This is a genomic window from Sediminibacterium sp. (assembly GCF_019264485.1).
Lineage (GTDB): Bacteria > Bacteroidota > Bacteroidia > Chitinophagales > Chitinophagaceae > Sediminibacterium.
Genome location: NZ_JAHVAA010000012.1, coordinates 21,592 through 38,783, shown reverse-complemented (window position 1 = coordinate 38,783; position 17,192 = coordinate 21,592). Strand labels below are relative to the sequence as shown.

18 protein-coding genes are annotated in these 17,192 nt (G+C 41.0%); 9 read left to right on the top strand and 9 right to left on the bottom strand.

What is annotated here, in order from left to right; genetic code table 11:
- Nucleotides 1-43 precede the first annotated feature (43 nt).
- Entirely contained in the window at nt 44-1,648 is a 1,605-nt protein-coding gene (locus KXJ59_RS09770; protein ID WP_295203917.1) for a GMC family oxidoreductase N-terminal domain-containing protein, read from the bottom strand.
- A 270-nt stretch (nt 1,649-1,918) separates the two neighbouring features.
- Here KXJ59_RS09770 and KXJ59_RS09765 point away from each other — a divergent pair, with 270 nt between their 5' ends.
- The 4 genes from KXJ59_RS09765 to KXJ59_RS09750 all read left to right on the top strand — a co-directional run bounded on the left by KXJ59_RS09765 (nt 1,919) and on the right by KXJ59_RS09750 (nt 5,652).
- The gene (locus KXJ59_RS09765) at nt 1,919-3,550 is read left to right on the top strand and encodes a carboxyl transferase domain-containing protein (protein WP_295203915.1); all 1,632 of its coding nucleotides are present in this window, start codon (nt 1,919-1,921) and stop codon (nt 3,548-3,550) included.
- 89 nt (nt 3,551-3,639) lie between these two features.
- Nucleotides 3,640-4,428 carry a PhzF family phenazine biosynthesis protein gene (locus KXJ59_RS09760; protein WP_295203911.1) on the top strand — a complete coding sequence of 263 codons (789 nt, stop codon included), beginning with the start codon at nt 3,640-3,642 and terminating at the stop codon, nt 4,426-4,428.
- Nucleotides 4,425-4,904, top strand: a complete 480-nt coding sequence (gene rnhA / locus KXJ59_RS09755; RefSeq protein ID WP_295203908.1) for a ribonuclease HI — start codon at nt 4,425-4,427, stop codon at nt 4,902-4,904. The genes KXJ59_RS09760 and rnhA overlap by 4 nt, the downstream gene beginning before the upstream one ends.
- Before the next feature lie 100 nt (nt 4,905-5,004).
- A complete protein-coding gene (locus tag KXJ59_RS09750) occupies nt 5,005-5,652 on the top strand; it encodes a diphthine--ammonia ligase (RefSeq protein ID WP_295203906.1) in 648 nt (215 codons plus the stop codon).
- 52 nt (nt 5,653-5,704) lie between these two features.
- On the opposite strand, the gene KXJ59_RS09745 is transcribed toward KXJ59_RS09750, so the two are convergent.
- Nucleotides 5,705-6,271, bottom strand: coding sequence for a DUF6580 family putative transport protein (locus KXJ59_RS09745; protein ID WP_295203904.1), 567 nt, complete (start codon nt 6,269-6,271; stop codon nt 5,705-5,707).
- A gap of 50 nt (nt 6,272-6,321) precedes the next feature.
- Nucleotides 6,322-7,557 (bottom strand): mannose-6-phosphate isomerase, class I, encoded by a 1,236-nt coding sequence (manA, locus tag KXJ59_RS09740; RefSeq protein ID WP_295203902.1) that lies wholly within the window; start codon nt 7,555-7,557, stop codon nt 6,322-6,324.
- 75 nt (nt 7,558-7,632) lie between these two features.
- Here manA and KXJ59_RS09735 point away from each other — a divergent pair, with 75 nt between their 5' ends.
- A complete protein-coding gene (locus KXJ59_RS09735; RefSeq protein ID WP_295203901.1) occupies nt 7,633-7,992 on the top strand; it encodes a YraN family protein in 360 nt (119 codons plus the stop codon).
- 133 nt (nt 7,993-8,125) lie between these two features.
- A complete protein-coding gene (gene ygiD, locus KXJ59_RS09730; RefSeq protein WP_295203899.1) occupies nt 8,126-8,890 on the top strand; it encodes a 4,5-DOPA dioxygenase extradiol in 765 nt (254 codons plus the stop codon).
- A gap of 1 nt (nt 8,891) precedes the next feature.
- Here ygiD and KXJ59_RS09725 read toward each other — a convergent pair whose 3' ends face one another.
- Nucleotides 8,892-9,392, bottom strand: a complete 501-nt coding sequence (locus KXJ59_RS09725; protein WP_295203896.1) for a YkgJ family cysteine cluster protein — start codon at nt 9,390-9,392, stop codon at nt 8,892-8,894.
- A 201-nt stretch (nt 9,393-9,593) separates the two neighbouring features.
- Here KXJ59_RS09725 and KXJ59_RS09720 point away from each other — a divergent pair, with 201 nt between their 5' ends.
- Together KXJ59_RS09720 and KXJ59_RS09715 are read left to right on the top strand one after the other, a co-directional pair.
- Nucleotides 9,594-10,496 carry a site-specific tyrosine recombinase gene (locus KXJ59_RS09720; protein ID WP_295203893.1) on the top strand — a complete coding sequence of 301 codons (903 nt, stop codon included), beginning with the start codon at nt 9,594-9,596 and terminating at the stop codon, nt 10,494-10,496.
- A 77-nt stretch (nt 10,497-10,573) separates the two neighbouring features.
- Complete coding sequence (locus KXJ59_RS09715; RefSeq protein WP_295203890.1) at nt 10,574-11,422, top strand: DUF2911 domain-containing protein; 849 nt, start codon at nt 10,574-10,576, stop codon at nt 11,420-11,422.
- 109 nt (nt 11,423-11,531) lie between these two features.
- On the opposite strand, the gene KXJ59_RS09710 is transcribed toward KXJ59_RS09715, so the two are convergent.
- Nucleotides 11,532-12,791 (bottom strand): pyridoxal phosphate-dependent aminotransferase family protein, encoded by a 1,260-nt coding sequence (locus tag KXJ59_RS09710; protein ID WP_295203888.1) that lies wholly within the window; start codon nt 12,789-12,791, stop codon nt 11,532-11,534.
- A gap of 134 nt (nt 12,792-12,925) precedes the next feature.
- On the opposite strand from KXJ59_RS09710, the gene pafA reads away from it, so the two are divergent.
- Complete coding sequence (gene pafA, locus KXJ59_RS09705; RefSeq protein ID WP_295203886.1) at nt 12,926-14,572, top strand: alkaline phosphatase PafA; 1,647 nt, start codon at nt 12,926-12,928, stop codon at nt 14,570-14,572.
- An 86-nt stretch (nt 14,573-14,658) separates the two neighbouring features.
- Here the strand turns inward: pafA and KXJ59_RS09700 are convergent, their stop codons facing one another.
- From KXJ59_RS09700 to coaE, 4 genes are read right to left on the bottom strand one after another with little or no spacing between them, the layout of a single operon-like run.
- Complete coding sequence (locus KXJ59_RS09700; protein WP_295203884.1) at nt 14,659-15,888, bottom strand: GAF domain-containing sensor histidine kinase; 1,230 nt, start codon at nt 15,886-15,888, stop codon at nt 14,659-14,661.
- Nucleotides 15,889-15,903: 15 nt separating this feature from the next.
- Nucleotides 15,904-16,236, bottom strand: coding sequence for an antibiotic biosynthesis monooxygenase (locus KXJ59_RS09695; protein ID WP_295203882.1), 333 nt, complete (start codon nt 16,234-16,236; stop codon nt 15,904-15,906).
- Complete coding sequence (locus KXJ59_RS09690) at nt 16,233-16,592, bottom strand: cupin domain-containing protein (RefSeq protein WP_295203881.1); 360 nt, start codon at nt 16,590-16,592, stop codon at nt 16,233-16,235. The genes KXJ59_RS09695 and KXJ59_RS09690 overlap by 4 nt, the downstream gene beginning before the upstream one ends.
- Complete coding sequence (coaE, locus tag KXJ59_RS09685) at nt 16,585-17,187, bottom strand: dephospho-CoA kinase (protein ID WP_295203878.1); 603 nt, start codon at nt 17,185-17,187, stop codon at nt 16,585-16,587. Before coaE ends, KXJ59_RS09690 begins: the two co-directional genes overlap by 8 nt.
- Nucleotides 17,188-17,192 lie beyond the last annotated feature (5 nt).

Genomic DNA, 17,192 nt, shown 5'->3' with positions numbered 1-17,192 from the left:
TAAATACAACACAATAGTTCAGTGTCAGGCAGGCAAAACTAAGTTAGTTGGATGATTTTATGAGGTCTGCAGCTTTTTCAGCGATCATAATGCTGGCGGCATTGGTATTACCTGAAACAATCACGGGCATAACAGAAGCATCAACGACCCTTAATGCTTTGATTCCATGTACCCTAAGCTGATCGTCTACCACAGCTAAACTGTCGTTCCCCATTTTACAGGTACCAACAGGATGATAGAGTGTTTCGAGACTGCGATTGATATGTTGCTGAAGTGAGGCTTCGTCATCAGGTTGTTTGGGTAACTGAATTCCATCTACAAAATAGGCATCCAGCGCAGATGTACGCATGAGTTCAACTGCTTTTCGAACACCTGCCAACAGCGTAGTACGATCTGTTGCTTCTGATAAAACATTAGGATTGATGACAGGATGATCTTTCGGATTAGCCGTTTTCAAACTGATGACTCCCCTGCTTTTGGGTTTTAATAAAATGGCCATAATACCGATACCACTTTGTTTCGGAAAAGTTTTCAGGTTATAAATATCCGTACTATAGTCATCAGCAATACCTACCGGTGCAAAATGAAACTGTATATCGGGACGGGATGATTGTTCTTCCAGCGCTATAAAAGCATTGGCTTCTATCGGACTATTCGATAAAGGGCCTTTTTTCATCAGCAGGTGTTGCAATATTGCCATACCCATATTCCATGGCGACAATAAATCATTGGCTGTTGGAATGATGGTATGCGCCCCTACACCAGACCACACATGGTCTTGCAGGTTCTTACCCACACCCTGTAAAGGATGGATAATATTTACACCGGCTTTACCCAGTTCAACCGGATCGCCAATACCTGATAACATTAAAATATGAGGAGATTGAATGGCTCCTGCCGATAAGATTACTTCTTTGTTACAATTGATCCGTTCCGATCCTGTATTGCCTACCATTACTTCTACGCCTACTGCTTTACCGTTTTCAACTAAAACAGATTTTACCTGGCTGTTTGTACGAACAGTGAGGTTAGAACGTTTCATGGCCGGTTTGAGAAAAGCGGTGGCGGCACTATGGCGCTGGTTTTGTTTAATGGTGAATTGTAATAAGGAAGCACCCAATTGTTCCGCTCCGTTATAATCATCATTACGGGGTATACCTGCTTCTCCGCAGGCCTGAATAAATACTTCCGCTAAAGGATGTGGTTGATAAGATTGTGTAACATTCATTTCGCCATCCCAGCCATGGTATTCGCCGCCAAACTGCTCGTTGTGTTCCGATTTTTTGAAATAAGGTAATACTTCTTCAAATGACCATCCCTTATTACCCAATGCAGCCCATTCGTCGTAATCAGCTTTGTTTCCTCGTACATAAGCCATGGCATTGGTAGAACTACTGCCTCCTAATGTTTTGCCGCGGGGAATAAAAAGTTTTCGGTTATCAATCGATTTTTGTGGGGTGCTCCAGAAGGCCCAGTCAACTTCAGAACGATGGAGTTTACCATAACCACCAGGTATATGTATTTCCATTTTCTTATCACGGTCACCTGCTTCCAGTAAAAGCACTTTACAATTGCGGTCCTCCGATAAGCGATTGGCCAGTACACAACCTGCAGAGCCGGCACCGATAATGATGTAGTCGAACGACATGATAAAAGCGCTTTACAGTTAGTTTTATGGAATGCAGCTACCCGGTTAATTCGTATAATGCAGTAGCATCGCTTTAAAAATAAAGTAAATTATCAGTTAATTCATTTTTGGTAATGATATGATGATATGAAAACAGAGAAATAAGAAATAAGGAACAGAGAAAGTACAGAAAGCAATAACTTACTTTCATATTCCTCTGTTCCTTATTTCTTATTTCTTATTTCTTATTCCCCTCTGCATCTTATCTTTACAAAACTAACAAACGTTCGCATGACAGATATGGCATTTAACCGCAATGAAGATTGGATGAAACTTGGCCTTACCCGGGTACAGCAACATATGGATAAGATAAAACTCGGTGGGGGTAAAAAAGCAATAGAAAAACAGAAAGAAAGAAAGAAACTCACTGCCCGTGAACGCATTGCCTATTTATGCGACCGGGAACATCCCTTTATTGAAATTGGTGCTTTTGCCGGTTTTGAAATGTATGAGGCTGAAGGTGGCTGTCCGGCAGGAGGTACTGTGGCCGGTATTGGATATATCAGTGGCAGACAGGCTGTAATTGTGGCGAATGATCAGACTGTAAAAGCAGGTGCCTGGTTTCCTATCACTGGAAAGAAAAACCTACGCATGCAGGAGATTGCAATGGAGAACAAACTGCCTGTTATTTATCTGGTTGACAGTGCGGGTGTTTTTCTTCCGATGCAGGATGAGATTTTCCCCGACAAAGAACATTTCGGGCGCATCTTCCGTAATAATGCGAGGATGAGTGCCATGGGTATCACACAGATTGCTGCGGTAATGGGAGCCTGTGTGGCAGGTGGTGCTTACTTACCCATCATGAGCGATGAAACCCTGATGGTGGAAGGAAACGGAAGTATCTTCCTTGCGGGAGCCTATTTGGTAAAAGCCGCTATTGGTGAAGATATTGATAACGAAACATTAGGTGGTGCTGTAACACATACTGAGATCAGTGGTATTGCAGATTATAAATTTAAAACAGAAGAAGCCTGTCTTGATCATATTAAAAAACTCATGTCGAAACTGGGCACACAAGCCAAAGCCGGTTTTGACAGGATTGCTTCACTGCCTCCTAAAAAAAATCCCGAAGAATTATACGGTATCATTCCCGAAGGCAACCTCAAGCCTTACGATATGCTGGAGATCATTGAACGAATTGTAGATAACAGCGAATTTGAACAGTTTAAACAAGACTATGGTAAAACCATACTCTGTGGTTATGCCCGTATTGATGGATGGGCTGTAGGTATTGTGGCCAATCAGCGCCTTATCTGTAAAAATAAAAAAGGTGAAATGCAGATTGGTGGTGTGATTTATAATGACAGTGCCGATAAAGCAGCCCGTTTTATCATGAACTGTAACCAGAAAAAAATACCGCTGGTATTTTTACAGGATGTAACAGGTTTTATGGTGGGCAGCAGAAGCGAACACAGTGGCATTATAAAAGACGGTGCCAAACTGGTAAATGCAGTGGCTAACTCTGTTGTACCAAAAATTACCATCATTGTAGGTAACAGTTATGGCGCAGGTAATTATGCCATGTGTGGCAAAGCTTATGACCCACGTTTTATATATGCATGGCCTTCTGCAAAAATTGCCGTAATGGGTGGCGAACAGGCTGCAAAAACACTGGCACAGATTCAGGTAGCCAGTATGAAGGCTCAGGGAAAAGAAGTAGACAAGGTACTGGAGCAGGAATTGTTCAATGAAATTAAAGGCCGTTATGAAAAACAGACTACCCCTTATTATGCAGCTGCCAGGCTTTGGGTAGACAGCATCATTGATCCTGCTGAGACCAGGCAGGTTATCTCAGAAGGTATTCATGCTGCCAATCACCAGCCAGAAACAGACACATTTAAAACCGGTGTTTTTCAGGTATAAGCACAATGTGTATAAGAGGTTAAACGAATTGTGATTAAAGGCATTTATTGTTTGCTTGAATCAATTTACTTTGTCGTTCAATTTTTTATATGCGCAGCTATCCTATTTATACCGTAGACGCTTTTACTGATCATGTATTTGGCGGAAATCCTGCGGCTGTATGTCCGTTAGATGAATGGTTATCTACCGAGACCATGCAACAATTAGCCAACGAAAATAATTTATCAGAAACGGCGTTTTTTGTGCAAAGACCTGACGGCGATTATGATATCCGTTGGTTTACACCTGAATTGGAAATCGATCTGGCTGGGCACCCTACCCTTGCCACTGCTTATGTTTCATTTACTGAATTAGGATATACCAAAGAAGAAATTCGTTTTCACAGCAAGAGTGGTTTACTAACGGTAAGTAAAAAGGATGAGCTGATGGAAATGAATTTCCCTGCCCGCATGCCTGTGAGCACCGAAATACCGGCACATTTATTAGAAGGCTTCAGTATAAAACCCAGCAAAGTATTACGTTCACGCGATTATTTTCTGGTGTATGAAAATGAGGAAGAAGTATTAAATGCTGTTCCCGATTTTGTTCAGCTCAATCAGGTAGAAACACTGGGTATCATCATCACCGCCAAAGGGAAACAGGCAGATTTTGTATCCCGTTTCTTTGTACCCAATTCTGTAATTGGGGAAGACCCGGTAACGGGTTCTGCTCACGCCACACTCATTCCCTACTGGGCCAAAGAATTAAACATGACTTCCATGAAAGCCGTTCAGCTTTCAAAACGCAGAGGCGATTTATGGTGTGGCCTTAACGGCGATCGTGTAACCATTGCCGGCAAAGCCGTTTTATACATGAAAGGAACATACAGGATCGCATGAGTGAACAGCAGGCACATCAACTGATTATTTATACCGATGGCTCATCAAGGGGCAATCCGGGTCCGGGTGGTTATGGTATTGTTTTGCTTTGGGGAAACCAACGTAAAGAAATATCTGCCGGCTACCGACTCACCACCAATAACCGCATGGAACTTTTGGGCGTGATTGTAGCATTGGAATCATTAACTAAAAAAAATATTGCTGTCACCATCTATACCGACAGCCAGTATATCGTAAATTCTGTAGAGAAGAAATGGCTGGATAACTGGATCAGAACAGATTTCAAAGGGGGCAAAAAAAACAAAGACCTCTGGTTAAGGTATAAAGCCATTGCCCAACATTTTAAAGTAAGGTTTCATTGGGTAAAAGGACATGCCGATAACCCCTGGAATAACCGATGCGATGAGTTGGCAACGGAAGCAGCGGATGGAAATAACTTGTTGATAGATGTTGAATTTGAAAATTTGAAAATTTGAAAATGAATTCAATGCTTAAGTTTCTAATAAATAATTTAACTGTTGATAGCAGTATGCTCTTAACGGTCTTTCATTTCCAAATTTCCAAATTCACCAATTAATGAATTGTCTCTCTTCCTGGAGTGGTGGCAAAGACAGTTGCTTTGCGTTAATGAAAGCTGTAGCGGCTGGCATGACCCCTTCTGTCTTATTCAATGTAATGAATGAATCTGGCAAGATTTCAAGAAGCCATGGTATTCCTGAGCATATTTTAAGGGCACAGGCTGCTGCTGCGAAATTACCCATACACCTGATCAGCAGCAGTTGGCAGGAATATGAAAAGAATTTTGTACAAGCACTTATAAGCCTGAAAGAAAAATACCTGTTAACCGATGCTGTCTTTGGCGATATCGATTTACAGGCGCATCGCGACTGGGAAGAAAAGGTATGTACAAGTGCCGGCCTGAATGCATATTTACCACTTTGGCTTCAGAACAGAAAAAAATTGGTATTTGAAATGCTCGAATCGGGTATTGAAACCATGATAGTGAGTTGCAATAGTACCATGGGCCCCAGCTTTCTTGGGAGAACCATAACAGTATCACTGGTAGATGAACTCGAAGCACTCGGGGTAGATGCCTGTGGTGAAAATGGAGAATTTCATACATTGGTATATAACTGTCCCCTGTTTACACAAGCGCTCCCCATCACTGTTACCCAAACAATGGAACATGAAAATTATTGGTTCTCAGAACTGGTACTACACTAAAAAAGGAAGCCCTATGGCTTCCTTTTTTAGTCGTTGCGTTAACAACTGTATCTTATTTAACTAATGCTTTTTTGGCACTGTATTGGTTCAGCAAATAATATCCACCAAACAAAATAGCCGAGAATACAACGGTAGCGATTAAGCTGTTTCCATAAAAAGGAATGGCATCTGCATAACACTGAATCAGACCTTCAACAGTTTTAGGACGATTTAATCCACCTCCGCCTGACCAAACCATGAAGTTGGATACAAGAAAGAAAGTAGTTGGTGTTGCCAGTGAAGCAGCCAAAACCTGAAATGGTTTTCCTTTTTTAAGCAGGAAGCCAAACATGGTTAATGAAGTAAAGAGCAGGTAGTTTTTCCACTGACCTGTGTAAAAACCCTGAATTTCAGTCAAACCATTTACATATAATGCCTGGTATAATAAATCAGACAGGAACATGGAAACCAATGGTATGATAAAAGCCCATTTTTTATCTTTTACAAACAAAGCCCCGGCAAATAAGGCAATGGCAAACTGTGGAGCAAACCCCCAGGGTCTGTTAGGCATGGCACGATAGATGGCACTTAAAAAAACGGTGAGTACCAGAGAAATAATAAGTGAACGGTTCAATTTCATTGTGATCAATTTCAGGCACAAAAATAGGCCTTCTGCTCAAAGTTCGGGTTTCAATTTTCCTCATATTGTGAATAAGCATTATCTGCAGGAACAAATGCTTTACAGAGTTGTGTTTTACCGGATGTTCTGAACTGATAGTCATTATCAGGAAATACAATAAAAGATTCCCCTTTTTTCACAACCATACTGTTATTAATGATCACCCCTCCTTCCAAAACCATCCATATTTCCGGGCCTGTTGCTTTGTCTTCAAATAATGCAGCTTCATTCAATTGTACATAACCCAGCGCGAAATCCGGAACTGGAAAATAGAACACTGTTTCCCCATCTTTTATAGTTCTTCCTGTAAGAATCTTTGGGGTGATCGATTCGAAACGGGTATTGGCCAATAATTCCGGCACATCAATATGTTTAGAGGTAAGTCCGCCACGTAATACATTATCGCTGTTCGACATCAATTCAATATTTTGTCCCTCCAGGTATGCATGCGGAACGCCGACACCCTGAAAAATGGCTTCTCCGGGTTGTAACTGAGTTATATTGAAAAGATAAATAGAGAACACGCCTCTGTCGATGTCGCCTACCGGATTTTCTTCCTGGTAATATTTGGCTACCCACCACCCGGGGTCTTTTTTTGTCAGCAAACCTTCTCTTTTATTCCTGATTTCTCTTTTCACCAATGGCAATAAAAGATTATTCACAGACTGCTGATCCATTTCCATGATAAAACTGTACAATGATGCCAATCCTTCCTTTTTAAACAAGGGTAACAGAATCTGAAACTCATGTATTTCTGAGAGGGCTTCCTCCAGCTGAGCCTGCGGTTTAAATCCATGTAACAGCCAGAATTCACTGATTGCCAGCATTACTTCTGGTTTATGATTCTGGTCCTTATAATTACGATTGTATGCATTTCTGGCAATCCCCATTCGATCCTCTCTGTCAAATCCCTCTATGGCTACCTCTTTTTTTGGATGTACCTGAATAGATAGCATCTGGTTTACATCAAGAATTTTCAAGAGGTAAGGTAGACCACCAAACTTATGATTGACTGTAGCTGAAAGTGCTTTATCAGGGTTGGCACTGATAAAATCCGACAATAAAACAGCGCCATTTTCATGTAAAATCTGCGATATACCCAATGGATGAACTCCCAGCCAATATTCAGCAAAAGGGCGTTTTTTTTCATTATTTATCCCCAATAATGCAGGAATAAAGCTTAAGCCGCCCCATTCGTAGTGTTGCACTTTACCTTGTATCGGCAAAATCGTATATGATGGATTCATTATTGTGTGATTAGTATTTAAATAACGTTGAAATCCGTCAAAATCATATTCCACTAATCAAGTTTTAACGAAACCATGCAACAAACAAACATCGCAACCGGTCAGCAGGGGGAAGATATTGCTGCAGCTTTCCTTACAGATAAAGGGTATACAATTATTGAACGTAACTGGCGTTTTAAACACTGGGAAGTAGATATTATTGCCTTCAAAAACAAAAAACTTCATTTTGTAGAAGTAAAAACCCGTAACTCCATGCGATTTGGCAAACCTGAAGAAAGTATTACCAGAGAAAAAATGACCCACTTGAAGAATGCCGCTGAAGAATACCAGTATCGTTTCCCTGAATGGAAATACCTTCAGTTTGATGTTATCGCTATTACGCTTGTTAATGGCATCTCCAAAGAAATTTACCTGATTGAAGACGTTTATTTCTGAGAAAATATTTCGACTACTTTATCCTTTAATTTTTCTATATATTCAAAATAAACTAATTTTAATGTCTAAACATTAAATATTGACTTTTTCATCCCTCACAGATATTATCAAGAAATCAGGTTCATCAGACCGCATGCCAGCTCTCTTTGTTGGGCATGGCAGTCCGATGAATGCCATTGAGTTAAATGAATTTGTGACCGGATGGAAAAACATAGCCGCTTATATACCAACCCCATCAGCCATTCTCTGTATTTCGGCTCATTGGGAAACCAGGGGAACTTTTGTTACGGCTATGGAAAGACCCAGAACCATCCATGATTTTTATGGGTTTCCGAAACCACTTTTTGATGTAGACTACCCTGCACCCGGCAGCCCTGCGCTGGCTGAAATGACAAGGAAAGCGATACAGTCAGCAGATGTACAGGAAGATCATCAATGGGGACTTGATCATGGATGCTGGAGCATATTGAATCACATGTATCCGGAGGCATCAGTACCGGTGGTACAACTCAGCATGAATCAATTACAAAAACCAGAATGGCATTATGCGCTGGCAAAAGAGCTATCTGTATTGCGTAATAAAGGGGTATTGATTGTTGGCAGTGGCAATATGGTTCATAACCTTGGGGTGATGAACTGGCGCACGCCAGAAACAGGCTATGACTGGGCTGTGGAAGCGAATGACTATTTTAAAGATTTGATTAGAAAAGGCGATCATCAACAATTAACTGGCTATCAGTCATTGGGTAAAGCCGTTCAACAGTCGATACCCACTCCGGAACATTTTCTACCCCTGCTTTATTTGCTGGGTTTGAAAGATGATAATGACAGCCTTCAGTTCTTTAATGACAAAACCATTTATGGTTCCATCTCTATGACTTCAGTAATGATTGGTTAGTTCAGGATACCCGTTCCATCATTTTTTCTACCATCTTAAATGTGGCAGGACAATATGAAATATTCTGCTGGTGCACGTGAATATATTCTGTCATTTTCTTTTTCTTCAGGTGCGGAAAACCTGCGCAGTCAGTGGGTCTTACTTCATAGATTGCGCACATATTGGTGCCGAGGTTTAAAAACTGGCAGGGTTGTTTGGTATTCATCCAGTCGCCATCTTCTTCATCAAAATACAACCATTTTTCCTTGAATTCTTTCGGCGTCATGCTGAAATGATTCGCAATTCTTTTGATATCGCTATTGGTAAAAGTGGGGCTCATGGTTTTGCAGCAGTTGGCACAGCTAAGGCAATCAATTTCCTTCCACACTTCAGCATCAATTGTTTCCGCCATTTTATCTAAATGTCTGGGCGGATTTTTCTCAATCTTTCCTAAAAATTTTTTGAATGCTTTCTGGTGATGTCTTACTTTTTGTTTGAACGAACGAAGGTTTATCGGCTGCATGTAGAACTTGAATAATTATTTATGCTTGCAATATCGGTGAGCCACTGCGTTATGCCAAATCATTTTATACAAACCCACAGATTTATTGACTTATCCCCTGTTTCTCTTAAAGCCCTTATTAATCTCTATTTTTACGCAAAACAAAAATCTCTCGAATCGTCTCATTTCCAAATTTCCAAATTCTCAAATTTTCAAATTACCATGTGGGACGCATATAAAAAAGGATTCAAAGCTTTCCTCCGACTCGAGAAATCCTTGAGTGACCTGTCGGTTGAAGCCTACTTGCGTGATGTTGACAAACTCACCCTCTTCCTCACCAAGGAAGAAAACATACCACCTCCTTCTTCCATTACATTGAAAGACTTGCAGGGATTTGTAAAATGGATTGGTGAATTGGGCATGACAGCCACTTCGCAGGCAAGAATTATTTCAGGTATCAGGAGTTTTTATAAATACCTGCTTACAGAACAGGTTGTTTCTGTTGACCCTACTGCCCTGCTCGAAACACCTAAAACAAAAAGAGCTTTACCCGATGTACTGAGTTTTGAAGAGATAGAACTGATTATTGGTCAGATTGATCAAAGTAAACCCGAAGGAGGGCGCAACAAAGCTATTCTTGAAACCATGTACAGCTGCGGCTTACGGGTGAGTGAAGTGGTAGGTTTAAAAATATCATGTCTCTATCTTGATGTAGGTTTTATCAGGGTAATTGGTAAAGGCGATAAAGAAAGACTGGTACCCATTGGTTCAGATGCGGTGAAATACATCAAACTCTATAAGGACAATATCAGGGTTCATCAGCCATTGGTAAAAGGGGCTGAAGACATACTGTTTCTCAATTCAAGGGGCAAGGGATTATCGAGGGTAATGATTTTTTATATTATCCGGGATCTGGTTAAAAAAGCAGGTATCAGTAAAACCATATCACCACACACTTTCAGGCATTCTTTTGCTACACACCTGGTAGAAGGTGGTGCCGATTTACGGGCCGTTCAGGAAATGCTGGGGCATGAAAGCATTACCACAACAGAAATTTACACCCATCTTGATCGTGATTTTCTCAGGAATACTTTACAACAGTTTCATCCGGCGTTTAAAAAATAATCTGCCTCTTTCAGTATAAATGGTTCATTTCTTGGATGAAATTCAGGTAGCTTTACATTTCTAAAACGATCATCAATATGAAAAAACTCTTATTGCTTGCTGCCACCATTTGCAGCATCAATGCATTCGCGCAAATTAATATGCCACAGCCCAGTACCACCCAGCGCATTACACAGGCTTTTGGTATGGGTTCCATAGAACTCACTTATTCACGCCCCAATATCAATGGCCGCAGTTTACTGAAAGAAGGCAGCGATCTGGCTCCACTAAACACATTATGGCGCACAGGTGCCAATGCCGCTACCCGTTTGAAGTTTACAGATAATGTTACCATCGGCGGTAAAAGACTTGATACAGGTTCTTATGTACTGTATACCATCCCCGGAAAAGACAACTGGGAAGTAATCCTGAACAAAGGTTTAACCAACTGGGGTACCGACGGATATAAAGAAGCTGAAGATGTGGTTCGTTTTAAAGTAAAAGCCGATAAAGCCGCCGGTAATACCGAATCTTTTACCATGCAGTTTTCCAACATCGGTTTTGAAAGTTGCGACCTCAATATTATGTGGGGTGGCACTTCGGTTCGCATACCTATCAGCACCAATGTTAAAGACCGTTTACGTGCCCAGGTAGAAAAAGCATTAAGCGCCGAAAAAGTAAATCCGAATGCTTATTGGCCTGCTGCCAATTTTTACTACGAGTGGGATAAAGACTATACTAAAGCATTAAGCGCTGCCACAAAAGCAACAGAAGCAAATCCAAATGGTTTCTGGATCTATCTTTTAAAAGCTAAAATTCAGCGCGACTTAGGTGATAAAGTAAGTGCCAAAGCCAGCGCAGAAAAGTGTATAGAACTTGCCAAGTCGGCTCCTGCACCCAATGCTGAATACGTGAAACTGGGTACAGAACTGATCAAAAAATTATAACAAAACCCACCCACAAAAAAGCCGTCATGCCTTAGGCGTGACGGCTTTTTATTTCCACTATCTAATCTTCATAACTTCATCATTCAAAATTCAATATTCTTTCGTTCTTTTATTTCGCTTCCGCCATATCCGGTATTGCTTCGGCTTTATAGGCTCCTGCATCCAGCTTGGCTTTTGTTTCACTGAACGCTTTCAGTGTTTCTTCAATATCCTGATCGGTATGTGAAGCAGTAGGAATTAAGCGATAAATGATATGTCCTTTTGGAATTACCGGATATACTACAATTGAACAGAAAACATGGTAGTTCTCACGCAGGTCCATCACCATTGCAGTTGCTTCTTCTACACCACCCTTCATATAAACTGGCGTAACAGGTGTATCGGTTTTCCCGATATCAAATCCTCTTTCTTTCAAACCATTCTGCAATTTCATGGCATTACTCCAGAGTTTTTCTTTTAACTCAGGCATGGTTCTCAGCATATCCAGTCGCTTGAGGTTACCTACTACAATGGGCATTGGTAAGCTCTTCGCAAAAATCTGTGACCGGATATTATAACGGATAAAATCAATAATGATTTTTGGTCCGGCCATAAAAGCACCAATTGATGCCATTGATTTTGCAAAAGTGGAGAAATAGAGATCTATGGCATCCTGACATCCTTGTGCTTCTCCTGCACCTGCACCTGTAGTGCCCAGTGTACCAAAGCCATGTGCGTCATCAACCATCAGACGAAACTCATATTTATCTTTCAACGCAGCAATCTCTTTTAATTTACCCTGATCGCCCGCCATACCAAATACACCTTCTGTAATAACCAGTATACCCCCAGTCTTTTGTTTTTCGATGAGTGCAGAGGCACGTTGTAATTGTTTTTCACAATCTTCCACATCATTATGTTTGAACACATAACGATGTCCGGGATGTAAACGCAAACCATCGATGATACAGGCATGACTTTCTGCATCATACACAATTACATCATGACGGCCGCAAATAGCATCAATGGCACTCATGATACCCTGGTAACCAAAGTTCATGAGTATGGCATCTTCTTTTGATTCAAACGCAGCCAGTTCTCTTTCCAGTTGTTCATGGTAATTACTGTTACCACTCATCATACGCGCCCCCATGGGCAGTGCCAGACCAAATTGCTGAGAAGCTTCTGCATCGGTTTTACGTACTTCAGGGTGATTGGCCAGTCCCAAATAGTTATTCAGACTCCAAACAATCATTTCCTTACCACGAAATACCATACGGCTGCCAATATCACCTTCCAGTTTAGGGAAAGCAAAATAACCATGTGCACGTTCGCGGTGCTGACCAAGAGGGCCAGAGTTCTTAACCAGTTTCTCAAAAATGTCTGCCATATTATTAAATTATTACTTTGATGCTAAATTGCCGCAAAACTAATCTTTTCAGCGCTAAAGGGCAAGCGCATTTATTCACGCTGTCTTATCTTCACCACCATTTTTATAGCTTCAACTCAGGAAAAATGCTTCACATGAAAAAAATACTGTTGATAACAGGTCTTACCCTGCTCACTGCCACAGGATTTACCCAGAAAGCCATAACCCCCACCCCAGCGGCTGTTGCACGCCCAAAACTGGTAGTGGGTTTGATGGTAGACCAGATGCGCTGGGATTATCTCTACCGCTACCAAAACCGTTACGGAAAAGGTGGTTTTAACCGCTTACTGAACCAGGGTTTTAGTTGTGAAAATACTTTTATCCCTTACACCCCTACTGCAACCGGCTGTGGTCATGCCTGTGTATACTCAGGAACTGTTCCGGCCATTAATGGTATTACAGGAAATAATTGGTGGGACAGTAAACTACAGAGATCTGTTTATTGTGCGGAAGATAAATCAGTAAAAACGGTGGGGTCAGACAGTCGAGATGGTGAGATGAGTCCGGTAAATATGGTGAGCAATACAGTTACCGATGAATTACGCCTGGCCACCAATTTCAGGAGTAAAGTGATCGGCATTTCCATTAAAGACCGCGGTGCTATTCTTCCTGCCGGACATTCGGCCAATGCAGCTTACTGGTATGATGAATCGAAAGGTATCTTTATCAGCAGTACCTACTATATGAACGACCTACCGCAGTGGGTGAAAGATTTCAATGCTAGAAAATTACCCGATACTTATTATAAAGAAGGATGGAAAACTTTATATCCGGTTGATACCTACACACAGAGCTCTGCAGATGCAAAAGAGTATGAACGTACTGAGATTGGTCCGAAAAACAGTTTCCCTTATGATATGAATGCTTATGTAGGGAAAGATTATTACAAACTTCCTTTTCTGCCACAAGCAGCTACTTATACATTCGAAATGGCAAAAGCTGCTGCTATTAATGAGCAAATGGGAAAAAATAAGGAAACTGATTTTCTGGCTGTGAGTATTTCATCGCCAGATTATTCTGGTCATAGTTTTGGTCCGAACGCAGTTGAACTGGAAGATACTTACCTGCGACTTGATAAAGACATTGAACAATTCCTGAATTTTCTTGACACACAGGTTGGCAAGGGTAATTATTTATTATTTCTCACCGCCGATCATGGCGCTGCACATGTACCCGCATTTTTAAAAGAGCATAACCTACCCGGAGGTTCTATTCCATTGGGTAATGTGGTGAGAAAAGTAAACAGCGAATTACAGTCGAAATACAAACTTAAAAACGGCATTATCAATTCGACCTATTATAACCTCGCATTAAACCATAAAGAAATCGATTCGCTTGGTTTGGATACGGATGAAATCAAATCTTTTATTATAAAAATGATGGAAAAAGAAGAGGGCATTTATCGTGTGATAGACAAAGAAGAATTGGGTGAATCAAACCTGCAACAAACCATACGCGAACGTTTGATCAATGGTTACTATCCTTACAGAAGTGCCGATTTACAGGTACTTCCCAAACCCAACTGGTTTAAAGATAATCCGAAAGGTACCGACCATAGTGTATGGAACCCTTATGATGCCCATATTCCGCTTGTATGGTATGGATGGAAAGTAGCGCCCGGAAAGAGTTACAAAGAACAATACATGACAGATATTGCCGTAACCCTTGCAGCCATGCTCAGCATACAAATGCCAAATGGCGCTGTTGGAAAAGTAATTGAGGAAGTAGCGGGAGGAAAATAGCTAGATAGTGTATAGTTTATAGTCCATGGTCCATGGTAAGGAAGGTTATCCTGTTTTACTATGGTCTATGGACCATCGACTATAATCTATCCCTTACCTACCAACACACTAAACACTGTACCCTCATTTTTTTTGCTGCTTACTTCTATATGTGCATGCATGGCTTCGGCAAATTCCTTGGCGAGTATGAGACCCAGGCCACTCCCTTTTTCCTTGTTGGTGCCTTCCCTGCTCTGACGCTTGGCTGGATTAAAAAGTTGTTGCAGGATTTCTACTGTCATACCACAACCAGAATCAGACACCGATATTTTTACCCTGCCCTCATCAGCAGGTTCCGATGTAATGATGATTTTACCATTACTGGTAAATTTATTGGCATTGCTGATGATATTCCGAAGAATAAAACGCAATGTATTTTCATCTGCCAGCACCCTGCAATCATTACTTACCTGATTAATGAGTTCATTGTTTTTAATACTTGCAAAAGGCTGAAGGTTATTGATGATTTTCTTTGCAATAGCTCCAGGCGCAACGGATTGAATATCGAGCTGTTCCTTTTTCAATAACATGCTCCCCCATTCTACCAGATTGGTTAACATATCCAACGTGCCATCCAATTGTTTATCCAGCAAAGCCAAAAGTTCTGAAGACTCCACTTCAGACAATGCTTTTTCTTTGGTAAGTTCTATCATTGCTTTTACAGAAGCTACCGGCCCTCTTACATCGTGGGCAATAATAGAAATGATCTTATTCTGAGTTCGTTTAGATTCTTCCAGTTTTTCCTTTTGTTCTTCAATAACCTGGTTCCTTGCCAGTGCTTCTTTGTTTTTCAGCCGCAGTTCAAATAATTTCATCACCTGATTGCCCAGTATACGCAAGGTGAGCCGCTGTTCTTCCGTGAGCGATCTTGGCACATTGTCTATTACGCAAAGAGTTCCTAAAGTATACCCGTTTGGACTTACTAATGGATAGCCTGCATAAAACCTTATTTTGGGTTCATCGAGTACCAGGGGATTATCGTGAAATCTTTCATCAAGTAATGCATCTGTTACTTCCATAACATCGGTTTGATGAATGGCATGTCCACAAAAAGAAGTATCCCTGTCACCGTCGGTATGCTCAACCCCAATCTTGGCCTTAAACCATTGTTTGTGCATATCCAGAAGTGTAATGGTAGATATAGGTGTCTTGCAAATAGATGAAGCTAGTTTAACAATCTGGTCAAAATCTTCTTCATACTGGGTATGAAGAACTTCATAACGCAAAAGTTCCATTAAGCGCTCCTGTTCATTGGCAGCCACGGGGGAAAGAATCATATTCAGTCAGGGGGGTTATTGCTGATCATCGTTTCTTTCGAAACCATAATCCCGTTCAACTTTACAAATTCTTGTTTTATAGTTTTTGTACCAAATATCTCTTCCTTGTTGCTGTGCCTCGAGATGCTCAGTATTGGCCTTCCAGCTTTTAATGGCTTCAAGACTCTCCCAGTAAGAAATAGTTATACCCAGCCCGTTCCTAACCGATTCAAAACCCAGGCAGCCTGGTTCTTTAAGGGCCATTTCACACATTTTTTCAGCCATCGCTTCATACCCTTCCGTATGTACGGTTAATTCGTTGGTAAAGATTACCGCATAATAAGGAGGGTTAGGGGTATTTGCAATCATATGCTGTCAAGTTGATGTTTTGTGAATTCATTTTCTACATTACCGGTATTAAGCGTTGATGCAGGTTCAAATAACATAACCCATACTTCTTCGGCTGCATTGGGTCTGTGCTCTACTCCTTTGGGTACAACAAGGAAATCTCCTTCAGTAAGGGTAATATGCTTATCCCTGAGTTCCATCACAAAAGATCCTTTTACCACATAAAACAACTCGTCTTCATTTTCATGATGATGCCATGTAAAAGGTCCTTTAAATTTTACCAGTTTTACTTCCTGTCCGTTCAATGCACCAGCCACAGTTGGATTCCAATAGCCTTTCACTTTTTCAAAAGCCTGCAATACATTTACCTTATCCATGATTTATTTCTTTTGCTTCGTCTAAAAATTTTTCATGTAATTGTAATACCTGTGGAATAACGAGGTGCTGGTCATCATTTAAAATGACAAAATCACATAAACGCATTTTTATTTCTTCCTGTATCTGTTTGTTCATCCGGCTCAGCACTTCTTCCCGCGAAACACCGTCTCTTTTCATTACCCGGTTAATTCTGAGATGCTGAGGAGCATATACCCCAATAATATAATCCATCCCTTCACTTGATCCGGCTTCAAAAAACAATGCAGCTTCTTTAATTACATAAGATGCCGTTTGCCTGTCGGCCCAGCTTTCTGCGGCAGCAATGGTTGCGGGATGTACCAGTGCATTTAGTTTTTCCAGTTGAAAAGGATCATTAAAAACAATATCAGCTATCCATTTACGGTTTAGTTTACCGTCTTCATATGCTTTATCACCAAATAAGGAAAGAATGCCTGTCTGTAATTCGGAATCTGTTTCCATTAAGCTTCTGGTATTGGCATCAGCATCAAAAACAGGTATGCCCAATACCCGGAAGATACCAGCCACAGTAGATTTTCCACTGCCTATTCCACCTGTAAGGCCAATTTTTAGCATGAACT